This is a genomic window from Pricia antarctica (assembly GCF_900101815.1).
GTDB lineage: Bacteria > Bacteroidota > Bacteroidia > Flavobacteriales > Flavobacteriaceae > Pricia > Pricia antarctica.
This window is the reverse complement of record NZ_FNAO01000001.1, coordinates 331,771-355,293: the sequence shown is the minus strand read 5'-3', so window position 1 is coordinate 355,293 and position 23,523 is coordinate 331,771. Positions and strand designations below refer to the sequence as shown.

The following is a 23,523-nucleotide window of genomic DNA, read 5'->3' as shown; positions in this document are numbered from 1 at the left end:
TTCTTTCGCGATATTCAGATGAAATTGCTTTCCGATCTGCCATCTGCCTACCTGCCAACCAAGACAGGCAGTTTTTGATCAGTAGAGATTGATTTGCATTAATCAGACAGAATTTTACGTTTTCCCCTTAAAAATCAAACTAAAAATATACCCAAAACTAAAACAGGACACCACCCCGAAGAATGCATACATCAGAAAGTTGATTTCTGTAAAAACGCTGATGTACCAGATTAGAATGGCACTGGCAACCAATCCGATTAATGTGCCTGTTGAATTGGCCTGTTTGGTGAGCATCCCTAAAAGAAACATGCCTCCCAGGCCTCCCGTAAAAAGGCCCAAATATCGATAAAATTGGTCCCAAAGGGATTTGATGTTCGAATTGGCCATCCAAAGGGCTAATAAAATTCCGGCTATCCCAGTGAGAATAGTTGCTACCCTGGCAATCTTCAATAATTTTTTGTCCTTTGTTTTCGGTCTGAAATGTTGATGGAAATCGTTACAATAGGCCGTGGATACTGAATTCAGGCTGCTGCTGATACTCGACATGGCCGCGGAAAATATGCCGGCTACCAAAAGACCCGAAACCCCGATGGGCAATTCATGGACGATGTACCATGGGAAAATAGAGTCGTTGTTCGAAATGGCCGGGGATAGGGCATTGGGCATTTCCGTATAAAAAATAAACAACAGGGTGCCGATACCGAAAAAGATAATGGTGGCCGGTAAGGTCAGGACGGCGTTCGTATAGAGGGTCTTTTGGGAATCTCTTACATTGTTACTGGTCAAATACCGTTGTACGATGGTTTGGTCGGTGCCCTGCGTCACCATGGCCGAGGCGAGACCACCGATGAATACTACCCAAAAAGTGGATTCGGTAAAATCAAACTCCATGTTGGCGATATTGAATTTATCGCGTTCGGAAGCATAGCTAATCATTTCGCCGAACGAAGTTTCCGTATGGACCATGATCCAAACGACCGCTAGAATACTACCGCCCAAGAGAACGATTACTTGTAATACATCCGTCCAGATTACGGCTTCGATGCCCCCAAAAGTGGTATAGAAGATACAGAGTAGGCCCATGATCATAATACTGGTCTCCACGGGGATGCCCGTCACTATGGAAATGGCGAGCGAGGGCAACAACAGCACAATACCGATTCGCCCCAGCTGGAACAGAATAAACGACAGGCTGCCGAAGGCACGTGCTGCGTAGTTGAAACGGTCTTCTAAATATTCGTACGCCGTTCGAATCTTGAGTTTATTGAAAAAGGGAATAAAGATAAAGGCGATAACAGGCGTAATCAAAATCGCCGTGATGTTGAGAAAAAAGAAAGACCAATCCGTTATAAAGGCCTTGGCGGGGATGGCCATAAAAGTAATCGCGCTTAATAAAGTGCCGAAAACACTGAGTCCCGATGCCCACCAAGGAATACGACCGCCGCCTACAAAATAATCTTCGGTGGACTTTTGTTTCCGGGCAAAATAAACCCCGATCAAAAGCGAAATCATTAAGTATAGCGCCAAAACCGTATAATTAACGACGCCGAAAGGCTTGGTCTCGTCGGCAATAGCATATTCCCGTACTTCAGGCGTTCGGATACCCGGGGAAACCTCGCCGGAAATGATTACAAAATCGTCGTCTTTTTTAAAGGATAATGCGGTAACGGGGATATTATCTGTCAGGGTTTCGTACACATACCACTTTTTGGTAATGCTATTGTAGCCCAATATTTCTTTAGAAAAACCGGGATGGGAATTTAGGAGGGAATCCCGTTTTTCGGTCAGTTGGGTAATCAAGGAATCCCTTTTTTCGGTGTCGGACTGCGGATCGCGGTCTTCGAGCGGCGAAGCGAGTTCTTCGAGACGCAAGGCAAAGTCCTCCAATCGATTAAAAAGCAACTCGTCGGAACCGCCATAGACCATGATGCTCATCGAGCCCATACTTTCGACGGAAGCGCCCATCAAGACTCTCGATCTTCCATCTATCGAGATGTCACCTTCATCCTTCCAAAGACCATCCCTAAGGTCATAGGAAAGATAATTGGTCAAGGTTTCCGATTTCTTGCCGACTGTTTGATTACGCCCACCAATGACAAAGAGTTTTCTGGAATCCTTGGTTTCCTGAACCGCCACAGTATGCAGCGCGCGCGGAGCACCGGGGAAATCGGCCAGTTTTTCCCATTTTTTAGACCCATCCAACCGCATTCTATAAAAAGAATTGACGCTTTTGTTGGCATTTTTGCCGCCAACGATATACACATAGTCTTCTTCTACTACGGCAGCAGTATAGGCCAAGGGTTCGGGTAAGGGAGGATAATCGGTAATATCGACACTATTTGAAGCAGTATTATACTTTAATAAAAGAACATCATGGCTTGTTGTAGTTCCATTTTCGCCGCCGATGATCAGAATCCCTTCGGAAGTGGATACTGAAGCTCCATAGGCTAGGGGAGAAGGAAGGGTCTGATCGGATTCGATCCAATGAGCATCTTGAGCATCACCTAGCACATAAATCGCATCGCTATAGACTTTTTTGCCGCCTTTCCAAGGCAAACCGGTAGGAAAATTGGCGCCGCCGACCGCCAGAATGGCCCCGTTGTGTGTGCCGCCCATCATACCGGCATAGCCGAAGGAAACGGAATCGTTCGCCATTGCGGGAAGGTCGGGTAACTGGGCTATCCCGACCTGTTGAATCTCCTGGCCATTCGATATCAGAGGGAACAAAAGTACAAGTGCCGTGAGTACAAATCGGTTAATCTTGCTCATACGGAATGCTTGGCTATTCATAGTCGTTTTGAATCAAGTGCACGGTGCTGGTGAACGTTATTTCCCTTTCTTGGGTTTACGGTATTTGTCCTTGCCATCGGTCAGCCAGTTCAAGGAAAAGCTGGCAAACATATTCTGGGTGTAATCGTCCTTCTCAAAGAACACACCTATATTCCCATTGTCTAAAATGGTAAGCGACGAATAGGCGGCACTACCCCTGTAGATAGTCTTGCCATTTGACCAAGTCTTTCCTTCGTCGTAGCTCACGCGAACCGTCAAATTGGTGCGTTCATCGACCGAGTTAGCGTTAGCGAATAACATTCGGCTCTTTTTATAGCCGTCCTTAATCGAGGTATAGCGGATGATACTTGCGTTGCATCCAGGGTCTTTGAGTTGAGGTTCCGGTTCCGTGGTCCATGTTTTGCCTTCATCCGAGGAAATATGTACATATCTAATGCGTTGTTTATCGTTGGCCCTGGCATTGACCATCCATCTTCCGTCTTCCAGTTCGACTATTTTTGATTCATCGGCGGGCATGATAGGGGTGTCGATAAAGAACCAGCTCTTGCCGTGATCATCGCTTCCAAAGATATGCATGCCACTGTTCAGGTTGACCATACAGTGCAAAAGTTTACCGCCGCGGGTCTGGATGCCACGACCGGAAGTAATAAATTTGAAATCTTTGCGCCATTTGGGTTTTGCGATCTGATCAGTTATGTCCTGGGGCCTGCTCCAGGTTTTACCGTTGTCGTCGCTCTTTACGACGTGCAGATAGTAAATATCTTTTTCCGTATCCAGATTCATAAAATTGTAGAACAGGAATATTTCGTTGGTCATTTCGTCAACGATCATCGATGGGTCCGAGGCCGATTCGCCCAACGGGAAATCGACCACAGTTTCGATAGGCGACCACGTTTTGCCATTATCGGTGCTTCTACGCAGCACAATGTTGATGTCGTCGCTTCCCCGCAAGTCGTTACATGATGGAATCCGTTCGTCGATGGCCGCAAGAACATCGCCGTTGGGCGCGGTCACCAGTGCAGGAATCCGAAAACAGGATATCGAATCGTTGTTCGACGCATTGAAAAGATCTTCGTAATGATCAAGACCTTCGGCCATTTGATAGGCTTGGTCTTGTGCGTTGGTGGAAAAAACCAGAAGAATTAGGAGGAAAAATGGAGATAATTTCATAATCGTATAGATATCAAGTTGATGTATTTGAGTTTTTATAAAGCTGTTGTTTTCCAGTCTTATTTGGATGGTACAATAGAATTTTTAGCGGTTTCAATCCGTTCAAAGGTTTTCCAGCACTGGTACAACGCCCGCGGTACATGAAAGCACCCTTTCCATTTCCCACCTTTCAGGGTTGATGAGGGTTGCCCCTGCCGGTTCAAATAGCCGAACCACTCCCCGTTGTCGGGGTCGGGAAAATGCGACCACGAGTACTCGTGAACTTTTTCGTACCAGTCCTTTATTTTTTTCGTTGGATGGTGTTCATATGCTTTGGATAAAGCGACCAAGGCTTCCAAATGCACCCACCATAGTTTTTGGTCATGCTCCAATTGTTGGGGCGGATGGCCTTGGGCATCCTTGAAATAGAGGATGCCACCGAATTCGTTGTCCCATCCATATTCCAAAATCCGTATAATGGTATCTGTTGCCCTTTGGATGAGGTCCTGGTCGTTTTGCCGTATGCCGATATCGATCATAAACCACATGGCCTCGATACCGTGGCCGGGATTGATTAGGCGGCCATCAAAGCTATCGTTCAGCGAACCGTCGGAAAGCACGTTCTCGTAAATCAATCCGGAATCTTTTTGAAGGAAGACTTCCATGACTTCGTTGACACTAAAATCTATTGTCTGCTGTACCTCTTCCGGTTTAAGGATGTCTTCCAGTTCCAAGACTAGGTTCGACAAAATCATAGGAAGGGCGAAGTTCTTTAACGATCGTTCGCCGGTGCTCTTTTCATAAGTTCCTTTCGGATTATCCTTTCGAACCAGAATATTGAGATAGGTGCGTTTGGCCAAGGTGTTGAATTCCTCGTTGCCGGAAGCCTTGGCATATTGCGCGAAAGCCATCGCCGCAAAGCAATCGGAAAAAATATTGTACGGCTGTACCAAGGGCTTCCCTTCGCGGGTCAGTGAGAAATAGAAGTTGCCATCGGAATCCATACCGTATTTTTTTAGGAACTCCGCTCCCGACTTTGCAATTTCCAACCACGAGTCCCGTTGTTCTATTTTATTGTAGAGCATGGAGAACAACCACACCTGCCGGCCTTGAAGCCAAACGAATTTGTCGGTATCGTACACTTTTCCCGTTCGATCAAGGCAGGTGAAATAGCCGCCGTTTTGGGTATCTAGTGAATTTCGCTCCCAAAATGGAAGTACATCGTTAAATAGTGCGTTTTTGTAATCCTCAGCGTAATTCATTTGTTATGTATAACATAATACAAAATTAAGCATTATTTGCTTAACTTCGTAGGACCTAAGGTAATTAATGTCGGTCATCCAATTTTATGGGGAAGAGAAAATAACTATACCTATTTTTGTGCGCATATTTTTTTGGAATTTAAAATCATTGCCTATGGAAATCGGTATTCACATCCTATCAAAACCACGATGAAAAAGTTAAAAAATCTAAAGCCCGTAGATACCGGATCCCTTGTTGACAAAGTGGAAGTCCGCCTGTTATCCTTTTTTAAGGAGAACGAACTCAAGCCCGGCGATGCCATCCCCAAGGAATTGGAGTTCGCCGAGTCGTTGGGCGTAAGCAGGACGGTGGTGCGCGAGGCCTTACTCCGTTTACGCACCTTGGGTCTTATAGATTCCAAAAAACACAGGGGCATGACCTTGAAACGGCCCGACATCATCAATAACTTTGCGCGCATGATGGATCCGACCCTTTTGGGCGAGGATACTTTGAAACAACTGTTCGAATTTAGGCTGATTTTAGAGATGGGCATGGCCGATTTTCTGTTTGAGCACAAGACCCAAAAAGATATGGACGAGCTGGAAGAAATCGTCGAGGCCGAGGAGGCAACAGGTACCGGTAAAATTCGTTTTACGCTGGACAAAGAGGTGGCCTTTCACGGAAAACTGTACCAAATGTCGCACAACATTACCTTACAAAAGTTCCAAAATCTTTTACTTCCCGTCTTTAACTATGTCTATTTAAACGATACAAAGAATACCGATCTAGACGGGTATCATTTTTCGGATGGCCAGTTCGTTAGCCATCGCATGTTATTCGAAAATTTAAAAGTAGGTACACCTGAAACGTTTAGAAATGCCATGCGCCGACATCTAGAACCGCACTTTGACCACACTTTCAAAAGGGACGGGAACAAATAAAAAAGGCCTCGGCTAATTCAGCCAAGACCTTTTTGCTACTCAACTAACTCAACAAATGATATCAATTATATCCCGGTGTCTGCTCCAGCAAGGGGTTTCTACCGATCATGTCTAATGTGATGGGCAATACTAATTTAAATTCATCCCCTGGATTCAAAAAACTTACGTTGTCAATGACATAGCTGTCACCCGCTCTTCTCAAATCCCACCATCTTTTCCCTTCCGCTACGAATTCCTTGTACCTTTCTTCCAGAATGGCTTCCGTATTTTGCACTTTTGTGCCATTTACATAGCCGTTGGTAGCAGCCTCATAGTTTTCGGCATAGGCTCTTTCCCTGATCTGGTTAATTTCCCCAGAGGGATCTTCACCCAGTAAATTTTTGGCCTCGGCCAATAACAGCAACACATCGGCATATCGGTAAATAGGCACATCATTATCGGAAATTCGGATACTGCCATCCACAGTTCCCCCAAATTTATTGATAACCGATCCAAAATAGGTACCGGCATTAAAGGTCGGATAGCCGGTTCCTCCATTGTCATCCGTGAATAAGCGAATGAAAGTCGCATCTTTTCTTGCATCTAAATTATCGTCGGTAAGAACCAGCGTTTTTTCGGAAGGCCCATATCTATTTGCGCCATTGACTATAAAATCTGACATCGAATTGCCCTCGCTATCAAATTGGGGCTGTATTTCCGTTGTTCGCCCTGTCAGTAAACTGTAGAAATTAGTTGCTTGGTCCTGTTCGTACTGAAAGGCGAAGATAAATTCTTTATTATTTTCATTGTCGACCGACCATAGATCGGCAAAATTTGGCGCCAATTCTACATCTAAGGAAGCAACCTCCTGTAACGCGTTCTTGGCCTCGGTGTAATCGGCATCGCCACCGGCCAGCAAAGTGCCAGACCAAATATAGACATCTCCCTTAAGACCTAAGGTAGCTGCCTTTGACCAATAGACGCGCTTGTCTTGCCAATAAGACCCGTCTGAACCAAAAGCATCCAAAGAGGCCTGTATGTCGGCCTTTATCAATGCCATAACCTCGGATTGGGGGGCTCTTGGCTTGCTCAGACCTTGAGGGTCTGTAGTGGCCAAAGGTTCCGTACTAATGGGTACCGCACCCCATGTTTTTAGCAAGGTATAATAATGAAATGCCCGAATTCCATAGGCTTGGCCCAGCATGTGATTTTTATCCGCCTCATTATTGAATTCGATGTTCGGCACATTAAGCAGAAAATCGTTCAACTTATGAATCTCGTTATACAGACCCGCCCAACCTCCAAAGGGTGCGGTGGATACGGTTATATTCGATTCAATAAGCTCCACATTGGCCGGCGACTCGAAAGTCTGGCCACCATACATATCGCTTCGTATCTCACCTAATAGCCATTGGGTATTATTTGTGCCCCTAAAGGAGCCATAGAGACCTGTATGTGCGGCACGTGCACCATTTTCGGATTCCCAAAAACCGGCAACGGTCAGTTCACTTGGGGCTTCGAGTTCCAGCTCTTTTTCACACGAACTAAAGGCTACTAGAACGATAATTATATATAGATATTTCATGTTGAAGATTTTTAAAAAGTTAGATTGAGTCCTAAAGTATATGTTCTGGGAACGGGAAACTGACCTGCTTGAAACCCCCCTTGTTCGGGAGTATCTCCGCTATATCCTTTGAAATAATATAAATTAGAGCCGGTCAAGTATAAGCTCAGCCTCTTTATCTTGTCATTAAAAGCCTTCGTGGGTATATCATAACTCAAGGTTACCTCACGTAACGCCAAATAATCACCTTTTTCCCAGAAACGGCTGCTGATCGTACTTTCATTACCCCTAAAAATATTCCTTTGGGCGTCAACAAAGACGAATCTAGGAACATCGGTATTCCGATGTTCAGGCGTCCATGATTGTAACACGATGGCGTCTTGGTTCAAATTCCCTTGGGTCTGCCCAAAACCTTTTCCGCGAATGTGATTATAGATAATATGTCCCGTAGCAAAATCGGTCTTGACGAACAGTCCAAAATTCTTGTATTTTAAATTGGAGGTGAAGCCACCGATGAAATCAGGAGTTGTACGACCAATGACACGCCTATCAAAACTATTTATGACATTATCCCCATCTGTATCTACCCAAGCAACATCCCCCGGATAGCGTTGCGTGGGATTCGGCAATAGTTCATCCTGTCGGGTCGCATCTGCATCAACGGCCGCTTGATCGGCATAAACATAATCCTGTATATAGGCCGTTACCAAATCTTGGCCTACACGCTGACCCTCTTGAAGACCACCGACCCATATCTGTTCGCCGGTATTGGGGTCATTGATCTGCACCCCGCCTTGACGGTTAAGCTCGTTATCGTTTTCGGGTAATTTTACGACAAAATTCTTGCTGTGGGACAATGTTCCCCCTAATTGCCATTGCACCACATCGGTTCTAATGGCATCGGCGGTCAGCTGAAGCTCAAAACCTTTATTGCGCAAGGTGCCGTTGTTGGTTCGGATGGATCCAAACCCTGTCCAAAAGGGCAACGTAAGATCGGAAATCTTATCCTTTACATCCCGTATGAAGTAATCACCGATAAGGGTCAATCTATTATCGAAGAACGATACATCCAATCCCACGTTAAACGTTGTGGAACGTTCCCATTGCAGGTCCAAAGTAGGGAGTCCTGTATTGGCGTAACCCGTTTGACCATCATAGATACCTTGGGAACCATAGGAACCGAACACTACATAGTTCGCTACACGATCAGCCTGTCCGGCAGGAACCAAAGATGAAAGGTTGCCATTGACCCCGTAGCTCAACCTTGGCTTAAAGTTTGAAATGACTTTACCCAAGGATGAATCCATAAAAAAATCTTCCTTGTGTACATTCCATCCCAAGGAAACCCCGGGGAAGAAACCGTATTTATTATTTGCCAATTGCGATGAACCGTCATAGCGATAGGTAAAACTCGCCAAATATTTATCCGCGAAATCATAGTTCAAGCGACCAAATGTAGACAGTATGATGTTTTCGGATTCAAAGCTGGAAGGAACACCGTTTGCCTCACTACCTGCATTTAGTGTGAAAATAAGATCAGTTGGGGAGTCTTTCGTAGCCGCATTCAATCCAAAAAAGTTATTTTTATAATATTCCGCTCCCAGAAGAAGACTGAAGGTATGGTCCTTTATTGATTTGGTATAATTTAAGGTAGCCGTTAATTGATTTCGTAAGGTTCTGTCAAGACTGGCGGAAGCATTTCTGTTGGTTATTAATGTACCGCCATCTAGAAATGCCTTGTTGAAAGCTTCGTTATGGTTATTGATCGTAAAATGGCTCCCGGTAAATGAAAAGGCCAGGTCTTTCGTAATATCATAATCTAATATAATGGAAGCGGACAGGCGTTGCTCCAAATTTTTTCTGATAAACTTATCAATATAGTACAAAGGATTTCCGAACCCACTGTTCGTACCTGGATTCAAATCATCGGAAAGCGTACCGTCAGGGTTGTTGTTGTAGGTTCTGGATGTAGGGGCCTGTCCGGAGAATCGTCTAAATACCGTGTCGTCGCCTCCCAAGGGACTTGTGCTCAAGTTAGAATGGGAATACAGGATATTCGAAGATACTTTTAACTTATCGGATATATTATAGGATGCGGAAAACTTCCCAGAATATCGCTTGAAACCAGAACCTAATATAAGGCCGTCGTTATCTAAATAACCTAATCCCAAATAATACGTGCCTTTTTCGTTCCCCCCATCAAAAGAGAGATAATGGTCTATGGTTTGACTAGGTTGGTAGATATTGTCGCTTACCTTATTTTCGAGAAATAAAATTTGTTGACCAGGATTTAGAGGGTCTTCTACCGTATTCCAGCCCGGTTGGTTCAACAAATACCGGTTATCATCGGAAAGGAACTGTGTGGTAAAGGGCGAATCGGTAGTATTACCACCGGTGCCAAAAGCTAAAGGCCCATCTAAAAAAGCAGCAAAACCCGTATCATTATTTGTTGCCTGTCTATAATACTGAACAGCCTGACGGTTGTATCTAATAAAATCGGAAGCACCTAAGTAATCCGGTGTTTCCCTTTTGCGATTGACACTATATTTTTGCTTATAACTAATATTCGATCGACCTATCTTCCCTGATTTGGTGGTAACCAAGACCACTCCATTGGCGGATCGAGCTCCGTAAATTGCCGTTGCAGCAGCATCCTTTAATACCTCAATGGATTCTATGTCATCTGAATTCAGGGCATAAAAACTTCCGGGAATTCCATCGATTAAAATCAACGGGGAACCTGAGCCGTCAAAATTGGTGCCTCCGCGCAGTACAATGTTTGGGGTCGACCCGGGTTGTCCTGTAGTATTGGTGACCCGAAGACCGGCAATGGTACCCTGTAATGCGGTTGCAGCATTTGATCTGCTTGAGGTTTCCAGAATCCGGGTATCCAACTTGGCGACCGAGGTAGTTAGTTTGGCCCTTGATTGTTTTCCATATCCCGTTACGACCACCTCGTCCAATGTCGCAAAATCTTCTTGAAGTACCACATTGATGCTGGATTGGTTGTCAATGGGAATTTCCTGTGGTGCATATCCAATATAACTAAACATTAGGATATCGTCGGTATTGGCTTCGATCAAGTAATTCCCATCGAAGTCTGTTTGTGCGCCGTTTGTGGTCCCTTTGACAACGATGCTTGCTCCGGGCAATGGCACGCCTTCAGAATCCGAAACGCTGCCCGTAATCTCAATTTGTTGTGCAAAGGCGCTTGTACAGAAGAGCAACAAGAATGCGGCCAGAACGTAAAGTGATTTTGGCCGTGAGAAATGGCAAGAACGCTTCTTGAGTACTTTCGTCCTTGTATCAGTCTGTTTTTTAGGGTATTTCATACTAAGGAAATTGAGTTAACATTAGTTTAGATTGGCGCAAGATACTAAAATATTGTATTATGTTATACATAATAAAATAAAAATAATGATTTTTAACACTTTGGGCTATTTAGTTGGTAAAGCGTTTCATTTCGAATTGATTTGGAACCTACTGATAACGGTTAAATAGAAAGGTACTTTTCGGAAAATGATGTGTTTAAAAAGGGGAGCACCCGATGTTGGTCCAAAGCTTGTATAGCGGTCTTCAGCTGTTGGTCAGTCATGGTTTTATGAGGAAAACGGGATGGCCCCAAATTTAACCCGAAGAGTCGCATAAAGCTTTTTCCAGCCCCGTTGAAGCCGCTGATCTTGTCCAAAGTTTCTACGAAAAAGACCGCTTTTTCCTGAAGCGATTCCGCTTTTTGTATATCACCTTTAATAAAAGAGGAGATGATTTCGTAATAGAGCGGGGCCAAATGGTTATAGGTACTGCCAACCCATCCAGTAGTGCCCAGTGGCAAGCTGGACAGCATTTTTTCATCGACGCCAAAAAGAATGTTCTTCGAACCTTGATCAAAATGCAGGCACTGGGAAAAATCCTTGGGATTGTACTGAGAATATTTGATCCCTGCAAAATTGGGAATCTGGTCGACAGCCCTCTTTAAAAAATCGATCATCGGAAAGTCCGCACCGGTCAGTATGGGAATATGATAGTAATAAAATGGTAGACTGGGGGCACTCCTCGCTATCTCGGAACAATAGAGTAAAAGACTATCCAGTGTTCTTGGCTTGAAGTAAAAAGGGGGAAGGGCGCAGATGGCATCCGCCAAGTTTTCCGAGTGTGCCGCCAGTTCTTGGGCTTCCCTGATATTGGTATGCCCTACATGATTTGTGACAAAGAAAGTATCTAGCCTGTTTTTCGCCCAAGCCTCAATCAGTTGTTTGCGCTCAATTGTACTTAGCGACACGAAATCACCCGTCGAGCCGTTCACAAAGGCACCTTCGACTCCATTAGATTGTAAAAATTGTCCGTAAGGCTTGATGATTTCTAAATTAAGGGAACCATCTTGGTGCATGGGAGCGTAGGTAGCGGCAATCAGATTTTTCATATTTGTATTATGTATAACATAACAAAGATATGATTTTTATTTCAATGTCCTACATTCATCACTTATTTTTGGCGTCTTACGCCTCAGTTATCAATTTTCGATGCCGAAGCACTATCCAAAAACAACTTGGTCTGCTTGTGATTTCTTAAAATAGTGGCGGGGCAATCGGTATTGATATCATGGTATAAGGTGTTGTAGACGGCTTCCGCTTTTCGTTCATCGGGTACCACGCAACTAATTGCCTTACAGTTTAAGATAGACGTGATGGTAAGCGTAAGAGCCTGTTCGGGCACATCGTCAAATGTCGGAAACCATCCTTCCCCCAATTGTTGGTTTCTACAGGCCTCGTCCAAGGTGACCAATTTAACTAATTTGGGGTCATTGAAATCCGCTACCGGTGGATCGTTAAAGGCGATATGTCCATTTTCGCCGATACCGATACAAGCGATGTCTATCGGATGGTTTTTCAGTGCCTCCGCATAGTGGTCCATTTCGGCTTCGATATCCTCGGCATCCCCGTTCAAAAAATGGATTTTTTTGGGATTTACCGCGTCGAGTATCCTATCTTTCAGATACTTTCTGAAACTGGCGGGATGCGTATCGGAAATATCCTTGTACTCGTCCAAATGGAAGACCGTAATTTTTTGCCAATCGATTTCTCTTTCCTTGAGGGCCTCGAGGAATTTAAATTGCGACGCACCGGTGGCCAAAATCAAATTAGCACTTCCTTTTTCGGCGATGGCCTCGGACAGCTTTCGTTGCACAAAATCGGCCGCTGCCTTGCCCATGTCGACGGTTGTTTCGTAAATGGCGACGTCTAGATTATCTACTTTTAGGATTTTTGTCATTTTTTAGGGTAATAGTGTAACTGAGCTTTTCTGTTATTGTTCTTTGGATTCATGTCTTATACCAGTAATGGGAATGGAAACTCCCTAAACTTCAGATGTTTATTGACCACTGAGCACTGACCACTGACCACTGACCACTGACCATTGACCACGGACCAGCGCCACTTCTACCCCTTCAAAAGAAATCGGCAATGGCGAACCAGCTCGTCAGCAACGAAAAGAGGATAACGGCTACAATCCCTATATTCCATCTCATTTTAGCGGTGTATTGGTTCATGAGTGTTTTCTTGTTGATCAGTATAAAGATGGGAATGGCTACCGCCGGCAGGATACAGGCCTGAAAAGCCTGGGAAAAAACCATAAGGGCAGGCGGACGTTCCTCTAAAAATACCGTTCCGAAAGTAAACAAAAGGGCTATGAAAATAAGGATGCGCGATGAAGTGGAGTGGATGTTTCTCGGGGTACCCTGATAATCGGCTATCAGCCAGGGGGCTATCAGCACTATGGGGAATATCGTCGACAGTCCCGCGCCGGCAATACCGATAATCAAAATATAGGCCGCCACCTTTCCGCCGATGGGCTCGAAAAGGCCGATCATCTCCACGGTATTTTCAAGGGTCTGCCCAGAAACATATAAAGTCCCAGCGGCAACGGCCATGATGGCCCCGCTCAATAGCAACATCATAGTTGCGGATACCGCGGCATCCTTTTTCTCTTCCCTTAAATTCTTTATGCCCCATCCTTTTTCGGCGACCACGGTGCTTCGCATAATAAATACGGCGGCCGAGCAGGTCGTGCCCGCTATGGCGGCGATAAGTCCGAATGCCCCGGGCGTATCGGGGATACTGGGTACGATACCTTCCACTAAAGACGAGAAGCTGGGCTTTACCATAAAGAAAACGACCAGAAATGAAAGCCCCATCAAGACTACCAGAACGGTCAGTATTTTTTCAAAGGTCCGGTAACGTCCGTACCAAAGAAGGAAAAAAAGATTGACCACAAAGAACAGGATGATCCAAAAGGTGTTGACGATTTCACCGTCGAACGCAAGCCGGATACCTTCCTGGATTAGGTCGGCGACGATGCCCATCACACCTATGAGCGCCAGCAGTTCTCCGATTATTAGCGCAATGATGATATAAAGGGACAGCACCCAACCATATTTGAATTCCGATCTGATATTGAAGAGCGCGGTCTTGCCGGTCACCAAGGTAACTTTACCATAGGCCACCATTAAGATGTAGGTGAAAATACACGAAAGTATAAGTGCCCAGAACAGGCCCATACCATGTTCGGCCCCTGTTTTGGCCATAGTGGTCACGCTGCCCGTACCGATGTTGTAACCGATAAGGAAAAGTCCGGGGCCTACGGCACTAAGGGCTAGGAGTATTTTTTTTGTGAGTGGTTGGTTATTCATTTGACGTTCGCCTATGATATGGTCACTAGTTGGACAGCCTCTATTTTTGTCTTATGTTATTTTATAAAAATCAACTTTTCCAATTATTAGCTATAGGATAAAATTAAAGGATTATTTAATGGTGTAAACCAATTCTCCGTTCACATAGGTTTGTTCAATAACCATTTCATTATTTTCCATAGTAAAGAGGATAAGGTCTGCACGTTTGCCTATTTCGATCGCGCCCAGTTCTTTTAAGACAAAAAACTCGGCCGGGTTGGTGCTGGCCATCTGTATGGCATCCTTCAAGGAGCATTCCGTGAATTCCATAATCTGGCCAACGCACTTGCTGATAGGGGATGCAGCCCCGGCCAATACGTTTTCCTTAGGAAGTTTTACCACGTTCGGGGTCAGCAACAAGGTACGCTCGCCACGGGTGTATTCCCCAGGGGGGAGTCCCGCAAGATCAAGGGCGTCCGACACCAGAATAGTCTTTTCGACACCTTTTGTCTTGTAAAAGGTGCGTACCTCCTCACGGGTCAAGTGAAACCCATCTGCAATAATTGATATGCTCAGCGCATCGTTCGACAGCTGCGGCCAAAGCGGATTGTTATGCCTATTGATCTCATTGGCGCAGCCGTTACCCAAATGGGTGGACAATTTGGCGCCGGCCTCTACGGCAAGGGCAATGTCTTCGGCCGAACCGTTGTGGTGGCCCAGGGATACGGTAACGCCGCTTTCGACAAGTTTACGGATAAACGGGATGGCACCTTCCAGTTCGGGCGCAAGGGTTATCAGTTTGATACCGCCGTTGGCAGCTTTCTGGAATTCCTGAAATTCGGCCCAATCGGGGACCTTGATGTATTTTTCCAAATGGGCGCCACGGAAGCCTGCGATAGGCGAAATATAAGGACCCTCTAAATGGAACCCCGGAATGGACGGGCCGATTTCGGGGTCTTCCTTCGCCTTGGCAAGGATGGCGAAATTGGTCTTGATACGCTCGATATCACTGGTGATGACCGTGGGATAATAGGAGGTTACCCCGGCCTTCCACAATGCCTTGGTTGCTTTTTTCACCCCTTCCACGGTAAGATCGGGGCCGGAAAAATCCACCCCGACATAGCCGTTGATCTGTATGTCGATCAATCCTGGGGCGATATGGGTTTTGGTAACATTACTACCCATTTTCAAGGGAGACACTTTCGTAATTCTTCCCTTATCCAAAGAAAGCGAAACCGGATTTCCATCGGAATATAATAGACCTTCTATCGTTTGTGCATTGGATGGTATGGAGAGGGTAAAAATAAGAACAACAGATAGGTATGTGCTAGATGATTTCATGATCATTTTTTAGATTTCGTCGTATTTCGCCACTTTTTCCCATTGCTCAGTGGCAGTCGATTTCTCAAGGGCCTCGAGCACGGCAACGCAATGGATTATACTTTCATTGCTCCTTGAAGTTTCGCCCGTTTTGAACATGTGTACCATATCGACATAATTTTTGCCCGGTGTCTTTTCTTCCAACTTCGATTTGAGTTCGACAACACCCTCCTCAGTTTCCACAAAGGTTTGCCATCCATATTTTTTGGTGGTAAAGACCAAGCTCGCCATCATGCCGTTTTCGAAAATAAGACTGGCACTACTGTTTTCCCCATTTTTTTGGATTCTTACTTTTTCAACGGTATCACCGAACATATAGAGCAGGGGCTGAATAATATGAGGGCCATAAAAGAAAACGCCGCCGTATTCAGAACCCAGACTGACTGGGCCATAGCGCACCACTTGGTTGATAGGGCCCCAATTTTTTAGTTGTTCCATGATATCAAAGGTCTCATAGCTATTCGCAACCGAACTGAAGGAGGTCACGGGAGTACCATGCTTTTTGGCCAATTCCAAAAAGGACTTGCCCTCTTTCGCACGGTAGCAAAATGGCTTGTCGATAAAGGTCGGCACCCCGGCTTCGATAAACGGTATAGCGGGCTCAAGATGAAACTTGCCGTGCCGATGGTCTACGATGAGTCCGTCGATTTTACCGAGCATATCTTTCGGATCATCGACCCGGTTTGGTATTTTTCCCTCTTGCATCGCTTTTTCGGCAAAGGATTGGGTCTCTCCCCAGACATATTTCACCTGCATGTTAGGAAATGCCTTTTCCACATTAAAAAGCTGGCCAAAACCGGCAGTATGCGAGTTTTCTGCACCGATGATACCGATTGTAAAGGGTTTCATTTCGTTGTCTTTTTTGGCGAACCATTGCGAAGTAGCGTCCAGGGGCGTCGCCATTGCCAAAGTGGAGAAAGCTGTACCTTTTCCGAGTTTTTCTATAAATTTTCTTCTGGAATTCATGGGTTTACTAGTTTGGTTAAAGTTTCATCTCCCAGCCCTTCTCATAATTCCGGCTCCATAATTTTTGCGCATCCTTGTCTTTACTAATATGTCCATTTTTTGGATTGATTTCTAAAGACCGCCCGACTCTTTGAGAAATATTTCCCAGTTGTACCAAAAGGGTGCTTTTATGTCCGGAATCCACATTGGAATGTAAACTTCCTCCATTTTTTATGGCGTCGAACATGTTCTGGATGTGTAAGGCATCCAATTTTTCTGCGGGATTGCTCTTGTTGCGCGCATCGATCACTTCGGTGTTCTCTACCTCTTTGACGATTTTTCCGTCGAGGTCGAACTGGGTATAGCTATTTCCGGCGGGAATGAGCAGGCTTCCATTTTCCCCATAAAAAACTACTCCTACGGAACTTCCCTCGATGGGTTTGCCATTGCAACTTCTGCCTTCCCAGGACATAGTTTTGCTATCATCGAAATTGAGGTTGATGATTTGCGTATCGGGGGTTTCCCAATCATCTTGATAGCGGTACCTGCCGCCGTTCGAACTTACTTGGGTGGGGTAGTCGACTTCCATTCCCCAGCGCAAGAGATCTACCATATGGGTGCCATTATTCAGGGCTTCCCCGGTTCCCCAATGCCAAAACCAGTGCCAATTGTAATGCACAATATTGTCCTTGAACTTTTTTCGGGGAGCCGGCCCTTGCCACAGGTCCCAATTGAGCCATTCGGGAACCGCCGTCTCTTTACCGATGCCTATCGAGGGACGATTATTAGTGTACCATCCCTTGCCAAAATACACACGACCGATAGCCCCATCCTTTACCGCTTGAATGCTTTCCATAACGTTAGGCCACGAACGCCGCTGATTGCCCATTTGTACTATTTTACCATATTTTGCGGCTGCCTTGACCAAAATTTCGCCCTCGCTCGGGTTATGGCTACAAGGTTTTTCGACATAGACATGCTTACCGGCTTCCAGGGCGATTAGCGATGCCGGCGCGTGCCAATGATCGGGGGCTGCAACGACCAGTACATCGACATCCTTACTTTCTAAAGATTTCCGGAAATCAGTATAGGCCTTGGCTTCCACTGTTTGGCGTTCCTTTAGCGCAGTCAGGCAGTTCGTAATTGCCCTACTATCTACATCGCAAATGTGTATTACATTGGAGTTGTTCTGCGCCGCAAAATTCTGTGCCAGGGCTTTGCCACGGCTGTTTACGCCCATCACGGAAACGTTGATCATCTCGTTTGACCCTAAAATATTCGCGTAGCTCTTTGCGCTGAATTGTGGTAAAATACTACCGGCCATAAAAGCCAAGGCGCTTTTTTTTACAAAGTTTCTTCTGGAACTTGCCTCGCCGGCAGAAAGGTCTCCCTTTTCAGAAGACGTTGTTGCTCCACCGGCGGACTGATTTAACTTATCGTTCATGGTATTGATTTTTTTCTGCTTACAAGATATGATTTTGTTATGTTAACGGACGATAGGAATATTCTTTTAAAACGACTTTTCTTTTCAGCTACCTTGAAAATCGATTTGTTTTTGCAAGGGACTTACTTTTTATGTTCACGTCTTTTTAGCTATTTCAAATGTGAGCTTCACTATGTTTTTTCAGTTAAGGTTAATAAGGCTCCGTTCGTTTTGCACACCACTAAATTTCGTAATTTCAACATATTCATCCAAGTTATATGTAAATAGTGGCCAATTTTAATCTGAATATTGCAGGGAAACAGCAAGAATGTGGCCTTGATCCATCGGTTCTAGGCGATCCCACACTTGCTAATTCCCAAGAATGGGCATGCAAAAAATATAAGTTTTAGTGTTATCCAAATTCCAACATATTCGTCTTCTTATTTTTCTGATCGTAATCTTGGGCATACCCTATACGTTAAGGCTGATCGACTATCGCTTGGAACCCTTCCCCTCAATCATTCTTCCTTTTGGTTCCAATAAAACTGCTTTGGGCGATGAAGTCCGATTACCATCCAATGAAATCTATGGATACACGATGGATGGGCAGCTTAAAAAGTTGGAAAAGTCCCGATTTCTCCAAAATATACGCGTGGGGTATTTCGATTATTTGTATGAAGACCGTTTTGGGTTACGTGATTTCAACGGACATTCCTTTAGAACTACCAGACTGGGCATACCCGTAAAGCTAAAATCGAAAATATCGGAAACGGACATACAAGCTACAAAAATTTGGATAAGGCAACGATTACTGGAGCAAGGTTGCACCGACTCGGTATTGATATTGAAAAAAGACCTAATTGTCATCCCAAGGAATGGGACCTATTACGAGGAAACAACACTAATGAATGATACGATTCTTGACCTCTATTGATTTAGCCTTAAAACGTTTTTTCGATCGTGTGGAGTTGTCCACCCGTGTCAGCACTCGGCAGCTGGCCTTGTTCCGTATTTTTTTTGGGGCACTCTTATTATCCTATTTTTTACCTTCCTGGTCTTGGTTGAACGAGGTGCCCCCTGGTTTTTTCGATCCACAGTTTCTGAGTTTTGCCTACCTCACCGACGACTTTCTACCGGGCTCCGTGTATGTTTTCTTTGATGTGGTCGTCATCATTCTCTTGCTCCTTATTACGTTAGGAATTTATACGCGAAGCTGTCTTTTGCTACTTTTCCTTTTAAGCAGTATGCTCTATTCCTATTCGTTTAGTTTTGGAAAGGTCGATCACTACACCAATTTATTTTTGTTCACCTATCCTGTTTTGGGCTTTACCAATTCGGGAACACAATTTGCATTGCGAAAGGATCAGGCATTACCCGCCAGAACACAAACAATTTCGCTTATCGTTATGGGCATCATCATCGCTTTCGGTTATTTTAATGCCGGACTGGCGAAATGCCTTAGCTGGATCGATTTTGATTCGAACACCAGTGGTTTTTTAGATTGGGTCTACTATTGTTTTTTCAATAGTGAAAACCAGTATCTTTTAGCGCCCTATGTTTTAAAAGTACCCGGTTATCTGTTCGAGCCGCTCGATTATTTGGCCGCGCTCTTCGAAGTTTCCGGTTTTTTCTTCTTGTTGAAGGGACGAAAGTACTGGCTGTTCTATCTGACCGTGGCCAGTATTTTTCACCTAACGAACCTATTGGTCCTCAATCTAAGTTTTGCCCTGAACGTATTGTGCTATGGTATTTTTTTGGTTTCACCGGTACTCACTTTGCTATACCAAAAATATCGGAACTCATACGCTGACAAGGTCAAGTATTTTATATATGCGGCGATGATTATGGCAGTCTTCAAAATCACGGTACTTCTTACCGATCTTCCGGTTTACAATTATCACAATTATGCGCCTTTCATCTATTTTGAACATTTTATGGATTTTCTCTTGTGGTCGTTTACTATCGTTTGTGGTGTAATCTTATTGATACGCCTCCCTAAAATAGCAAAAATTGATAAAAGATAGTTTCGTGCTATGTTGAGGAGGAGTTTTTTGGTTACCGCCGATGGAATAAACGCTCGAAGACCTTAGCATGTATCCCAGCCAGTGTGTCACCTGAATAATCTGAACTGTTTGGCGCCCTTGCCATCGCCGAAACAAAAGATAATCGATTCCCCACCGGTCATTAGGTTGGAGCGGCGAATCGAAATGGCGAGGTAAACGATGACCAAAACCTGGTTTCACACGGACCATAGCCAAGGTAGCCGAGCACTTTTTAAGCCATAAACAAAAAGGATTCTCACCGACCGCATCGTACATGAAATATCGAACATGCCCCAGGCATTGCTGAGTGCCACTTAATATCAGGTAGTTAGTTCCCTACTAAACCGTATGATTCAAGGTTTTTCGATGATTTATCAGAAAGGTACAAATCTAGTGCCAGCACGCCGACGACTTATGCGATTACGATATCAACAAAGAAAAGGGTCTTTAGGCTTTTGGTTGGCTTTCAGCATTTCAAGATATCCCAGTTTTCGATAACTTGCTAACTGGAATTAAATAAGTTGTGGCGGATTTTCATGGCTCCCGAAAAAAACTTTATTTTTGCCGTCCCTAATATACGGCCTCGTAGTTCAATGGATAGAATAGAAGTTTCCTAAACTTTAGATGCAAGTTCGATTCTTGCCGAGGCTACCAAATCAAAAAACCGTACCGACCATTATATGAACAACAAAAATGCCGAGGCCGAAAGATTGGCCTTTCCCGATAATTATAAAAATTGGAAAAGATGGGGGCCGTATCTCGCCGAAAGACAATGGGGTACTGTTCGTGAGGATTACAGCGTACACGGGCATGCGTGGAATTTTGTAGACCATGAAAAAGCGCGTAGCAATACCTACCGATGGGGGGAAGAGGGTATTGGCGGTTTTTGCGACTCGCGGGAGATACTTTGCCTGGCCCCTGCCTTTTGGAACGGTAAGGACAGAATTCTAAAGGAGCGCCTGTTTGGCCTTACCAACGACCAAGGCAACCATGGGGAAGACGTCAAAGAACTCTACTTCCATCAGGTATCTACCCCGACTCATTCCTACTGCAAGTATCTGTACAAGTATCCGCACAAGAAATTTCCGTACGCCGACTTGGTTAAGAAAAACAAAAGAAGCCGAGACGAACCGGAGTATGAGTTACTCGATACTGGTGTGTTCAAGAACAATGCCTATTTCGACTGCTTTATAGAGTATGCCAAAGCTGACGTAGGCGATATTCTCATGAAAGTGACCGTAGTAAACAGGGGGTCTCGAAAAGCGAAGATACATGTGCTGCCACACCTATGGTTCCGAAATTTTTGGAAACACAACGAACGTTTCGAGCGACCGGGTATGAAATCCTTGTCTGAAGACTGTGTGCGTTCACGCAGTGTACGCAACGGAAGATATTATTTCTATCATGAGAAGGGCGAACAGCTTTTTTGTGAAAACGAGACCAACAACCAACATATTTATGGCGTTCCTAACGAGGTAGATTATGTTAAGGATGGTATCAACGATCATGTCATAAACGGAAAAGCAACTGTAAATCCGGATAAGAAAGGCTCAAAGATGGCAATTTGGCATACTTTCAATCTACAGGCCGGTGAAAAAAAGACGGTACGTGTGCGCTTGCGCAAAAAGAAATTGAAAGATCCTTTTGCTAATTTTGACAGTATATTTGAACAACGAATCCGGGAATGTGAAGATTTTTATGATGACATTATACAAAAAGACTTACCGGAGGCGCATCAAGAGATTGCAAGAAAAGCCTTCTCCGGTCTATTGTGGACGAAGCAATTCTATTATTACGATGTTTATAAATGGCTTTTCGGAGGCTCTGGGGAAGCGAAGCCCTATCGGGTAGATTCTCGAAACGCAAGCTGGCACCACCTGACGAACCGACACATTATCTCCATGCCCGATAAATGGGAATACCCTTGGTACGCTGCTTGGGATTTGGCCTTTCACATGGCATCGTTCGTTGAAATCGATCCGTATTTTGCCAAAGAGCAGCTGTTGTTGGTACTTCGGGAGAATTATATGCATCCGAACGGACAAATTCCCGCTTATGAGTGGAATTTTAGTGATGTGAATCCCCCCGTACATTCGTGGGCCGTTTGGAATGTCTATGAAAAGGATAAGGGGCGCACCGGGAAAGGTGATACCGATTATTTGGAAAGGGCCTTCCAAAAACTGATGATCAACTTTACTTGGTGGGTGAACCAAAAGGATAAACACGGTACCAATCTATTTGACGGAGGATTCTTGGGGCTCGATAACATAGGGGTGTTCGACCGCAACCACATGCCCTCGGGCATTGCTCGCATGCAACAGGCCGACGCAACCAGTTGGATGGCCATGTTCACCCTTAACATGCTGCGGATGTCATTAGAACTGGCCAAAACGAATAAAAACTACGAAGAGGCCGCATCCAAATTTTTCAGACACTTTTTAAATATTGCCTCGGCTATGCATCATATCGGCAAAGAGGATATATCGCTTTGGGACGATACCGATAGCTTTTATTATGATGTGGTCGAAATGTCGAACGGTATGACCGATAGGCTGAAGGTACGATCGTTGGTGGGGGTCATACCCCTTTTCGCGATTGAAATTATTCCCAGTAACTTGTTTGCAGAATTAAAGGATTTTAAGGTCAGGGCGGCAGAAATTATCAGGACAAGACCTGATCTCGCATCCCTAATTTCCCGAATCGAAGAAAAAAACGCCAATGGAGACCATCTGTTTTCAATAATGCGTGGCTTTCGATTAGAGCATCTACTGAAGAGACTGTTAGATGAAGACGAGTTTTTATCCGATTACGGCATTCGCTCCCTTTCGAAATATCATGAAAAGCATCCTTTTGTGTTCCGACACCATGGTCACCATCAGATACAGTACGAACCCGGCGAAAGCCGTTCGAACATGTTCGGCGGTAATTCGAACTGGCGCGGCCCTATTTGGATGCCCTTGAATTATATGATCGTACAGTCCCTCCGCAAGTATTACACGTACTACGGGCCGGAATATGTTTATGAATTTCCCACGGGATCGGGCGTCAAACTGAATCTTCGTGAGATTGCCAATGCCCTGACCAAACGGCTAATAAAACTTTTTGAGAAGGATAAATCGGGCAAATTCCATTATCATACCGATGGTCCGAACCAGGTGTTTTCAAAAGATGCAAATTTCAAGAACGAGCATTTCTTCTACGAGTTTTTCGACGGCGATACCGGTAAAGGCCTCGGAGCCTCCCACCAAACCGGATGGACTGCGCTAATCGCGAATTTGATTATGGATATGGAAGCTGATAAAGGGGATAAGAAGATGGATGACAGCCAAATTCAAAAGGTCATGGCCGAAAGTCGGTGAGCATATTTTGATTGAGCGCTTTATTTGAGGGTTTTAGTATTACAA

General features: G+C 44.8%; 15 protein-coding genes and 1 tRNA gene. 5 read left to right on the top strand and 11 right to left on the bottom strand.

Annotation, left to right across the window (positions count from 1 at the left end; translation table 11 throughout):
* Positions 1 to 114 precede the first annotated feature (114 nt).
* Genes BLT07_RS01470 through BLT07_RS01460 form a run of 3 tightly spaced genes read right to left on the bottom strand, consistent with a single transcriptional unit; the run spans position 115 to position 5,201 of the window.
* Positions 115 to 2,769 (bottom strand): sodium:solute symporter family protein, encoded by a 2,655-nt coding sequence (locus tag BLT07_RS01470; protein WP_091864988.1) that lies wholly within the window; start codon positions 2,767 to 2,769, stop codon positions 115 to 117.
* Between the two features lie 57 nt (positions 2,770 to 2,826).
* The gene (locus tag BLT07_RS01465; protein ID WP_091864986.1) at positions 2,827 to 3,960 is read right to left on the bottom strand and encodes a sialidase family protein; all 1,134 of its coding nucleotides are present in this window, start codon (positions 3,958 to 3,960) and stop codon (positions 2,827 to 2,829) included.
* A 59-nt stretch (positions 3,961 to 4,019) separates the two neighbouring features.
* Complete coding sequence (locus BLT07_RS01460) at positions 4,020 to 5,201, bottom strand: n-acyl-d-glucosamine 2-epimerase (RefSeq protein ID WP_091864984.1); 1,182 nt, start codon at positions 5,199 to 5,201, stop codon at positions 4,020 to 4,022.
* 189 nt (positions 5,202 to 5,390) lie between these two features.
* Between BLT07_RS01460 and BLT07_RS01455 the strand changes: the two genes are divergently transcribed.
* Positions 5,391 to 6,122 (top strand): FadR/GntR family transcriptional regulator, encoded by a 732-nt coding sequence (locus BLT07_RS01455; RefSeq protein WP_091865603.1) that lies wholly within the window; start codon positions 5,391 to 5,393, stop codon positions 6,120 to 6,122.
* A gap of 61 nt (positions 6,123 to 6,183) precedes the next feature.
* On the opposite strand, the gene BLT07_RS01450 is transcribed toward BLT07_RS01455, so the two are convergent.
* From BLT07_RS01450 to BLT07_RS01415, 8 genes are all read right to left on the bottom strand, one after another.
* Positions 6,184 to 7,686, bottom strand: a complete 1,503-nt coding sequence (locus tag BLT07_RS01450; protein WP_091864982.1) for a RagB/SusD family nutrient uptake outer membrane protein — start codon at positions 7,684 to 7,686, stop codon at positions 6,184 to 6,186.
* 11 nt (positions 7,687 to 7,697) lie between these two features.
* Positions 7,698 to 10,997, bottom strand: a complete 3,300-nt coding sequence (locus BLT07_RS01445; RefSeq protein ID WP_091864980.1) for a SusC/RagA family TonB-linked outer membrane protein — start codon at positions 10,995 to 10,997, stop codon at positions 7,698 to 7,700.
* 161 nt (positions 10,998 to 11,158) lie between these two features.
* Positions 11,159 to 12,085 (bottom strand): dihydrodipicolinate synthase family protein, encoded by a 927-nt coding sequence (locus tag BLT07_RS01440; RefSeq protein ID WP_091864978.1) that lies wholly within the window; start codon positions 12,083 to 12,085, stop codon positions 11,159 to 11,161.
* Positions 12,086 to 12,168: 83 nt separating this feature from the next.
* A complete protein-coding gene (locus BLT07_RS01435; RefSeq protein WP_091864976.1) occupies positions 12,169 to 12,933 on the bottom strand; it encodes a glucosamine-6-phosphate deaminase in 765 nt (254 codons plus the stop codon).
* Between the two features lie 175 nt (positions 12,934 to 13,108).
* Positions 13,109 to 14,350 carry an Nramp family divalent metal transporter gene (locus BLT07_RS01430; protein ID WP_091864974.1) on the bottom strand — a complete coding sequence of 414 codons (1,242 nt, stop codon included), beginning with the start codon at positions 14,348 to 14,350 and terminating at the stop codon, positions 13,109 to 13,111.
* A 111-nt stretch (positions 14,351 to 14,461) separates the two neighbouring features.
* Positions 14,462 to 15,670 carry an N-acetylglucosamine-6-phosphate deacetylase gene (locus BLT07_RS01425; RefSeq protein ID WP_175455226.1) on the bottom strand — a complete coding sequence of 403 codons (1,209 nt, stop codon included), beginning with the start codon at positions 15,668 to 15,670 and terminating at the stop codon, positions 14,462 to 14,464.
* 9 nt (positions 15,671 to 15,679) lie between these two features.
* On the bottom strand, positions 15,680 to 16,675 hold the full coding sequence (locus tag BLT07_RS01420; protein WP_091864970.1) for a Gfo/Idh/MocA family protein: 996 nt from the start codon (positions 16,673 to 16,675) through the stop codon (positions 15,680 to 15,682).
* 16 nt (positions 16,676 to 16,691) lie between these two features.
* Positions 16,692 to 18,098 carry a Gfo/Idh/MocA family protein gene (locus BLT07_RS01415; protein WP_091864969.1) on the bottom strand — a complete coding sequence of 469 codons (1,407 nt, stop codon included), beginning with the start codon at positions 18,096 to 18,098 and terminating at the stop codon, positions 16,692 to 16,694.
* Between the two features lie 388 nt (positions 18,099 to 18,486).
* Between BLT07_RS01415 and BLT07_RS01410 the strand changes: the two genes are divergently transcribed.
* The 4 genes from BLT07_RS01410 to BLT07_RS01395 all read left to right on the top strand — a co-directional run bounded on the left by BLT07_RS01410 (position 18,487) and on the right by BLT07_RS01395 (position 23,478).
* Positions 18,487 to 19,011, top strand: a complete 525-nt coding sequence (locus tag BLT07_RS01410) for a hypothetical protein (RefSeq protein WP_091864967.1) — start codon at positions 18,487 to 18,489, stop codon at positions 19,009 to 19,011.
* Positions 18,986 to 20,101, top strand: coding sequence for a hypothetical protein (locus BLT07_RS01405; RefSeq protein ID WP_091864965.1), 1,116 nt, complete (start codon positions 18,986 to 18,988; stop codon positions 20,099 to 20,101). Before BLT07_RS01410 ends, BLT07_RS01405 begins: the two co-directional genes overlap by 26 nt.
* 597 nt (positions 20,102 to 20,698) lie before the next feature.
* Positions 20,699 to 20,773: transfer RNA gene (locus BLT07_RS01400), tRNA-Arg, on the top strand.
* A gap of 26 nt (positions 20,774 to 20,799) precedes the next feature.
* A complete protein-coding gene (locus BLT07_RS01395) occupies positions 20,800 to 23,478 on the top strand; it encodes an MGH1-like glycoside hydrolase domain-containing protein (RefSeq protein ID WP_091864963.1) in 2,679 nt (892 codons plus the stop codon).
* Positions 23,479 to 23,523: the final 45 nt, after the last annotated feature.

Coding starts and splice junctions, on each gene's coding strand:
- BLT07_RS01470 (WP_091864988.1), bottom strand. CDS start 2,769: ATGAGCAAGATTAACCGATTTGTACTCACGGCACTTGTACTTTTGTTC.
- BLT07_RS01465 (WP_091864986.1), bottom strand. CDS start 3,960: ATGAAATTATCTCCATTTTTCCTCCTAATTCTTCTGGTTTTTTCCACC.
- BLT07_RS01460 (WP_091864984.1), bottom strand. CDS start 5,201: ATGAATTACGCTGAGGATTACAAAAACGCACTATTTAACGATGTACTT.
- BLT07_RS01455 (WP_091865603.1), top strand. CDS start 5,391: ATGAAAAAGTTAAAAAATCTAAAGCCCGTAGATACCGGATCCCTTGTT.
- BLT07_RS01450 (WP_091864982.1), bottom strand. CDS start 7,686: ATGAAATATCTATATATAATTATCGTTCTAGTAGCCTTTAGTTCGTGT.
- BLT07_RS01445 (WP_091864980.1), bottom strand. CDS start 10,997: ATGAAATACCCTAAAAAACAGACTGATACAAGGACGAAAGTACTCAAG.
- BLT07_RS01440 (WP_091864978.1), bottom strand. CDS start 12,085: ATGAAAAATCTGATTGCCGCTACCTACGCTCCCATGCACCAAGATGGT.
- BLT07_RS01435 (WP_091864976.1), bottom strand. CDS start 12,933: ATGACAAAAATCCTAAAAGTAGATAATCTAGACGTCGCCATTTACGAA.
- BLT07_RS01430 (WP_091864974.1), bottom strand. CDS start 14,350: ATGAATAACCAACCACTCACAAAAAAAATACTCCTAGCCCTTAGTGCC.
- BLT07_RS01425 (WP_175455226.1), bottom strand. CDS start 15,670: ATGAAATCATCTAGCACATACCTATCTGTTGTTCTTATTTTTACCCTC.
- BLT07_RS01420 (WP_091864970.1), bottom strand. CDS start 16,675: ATGAATTCCAGAAGAAAATTTATAGAAAAACTCGGAAAAGGTACAGCT.
- BLT07_RS01415 (WP_091864969.1), bottom strand. CDS start 18,098: ATGAACGATAAGTTAAATCAGTCCGCCGGTGGAGCAACAACGTCTTCT.
- BLT07_RS01405 (WP_091864965.1), top strand. CDS start 18,986: ATGATACGATTCTTGACCTCTATTGATTTAGCCTTAAAACGTTTTTTC.
- BLT07_RS01395 (WP_091864963.1), top strand. CDS start 20,800: ATGAACAACAAAAATGCCGAGGCCGAAAGATTGGCCTTTCCCGATAAT.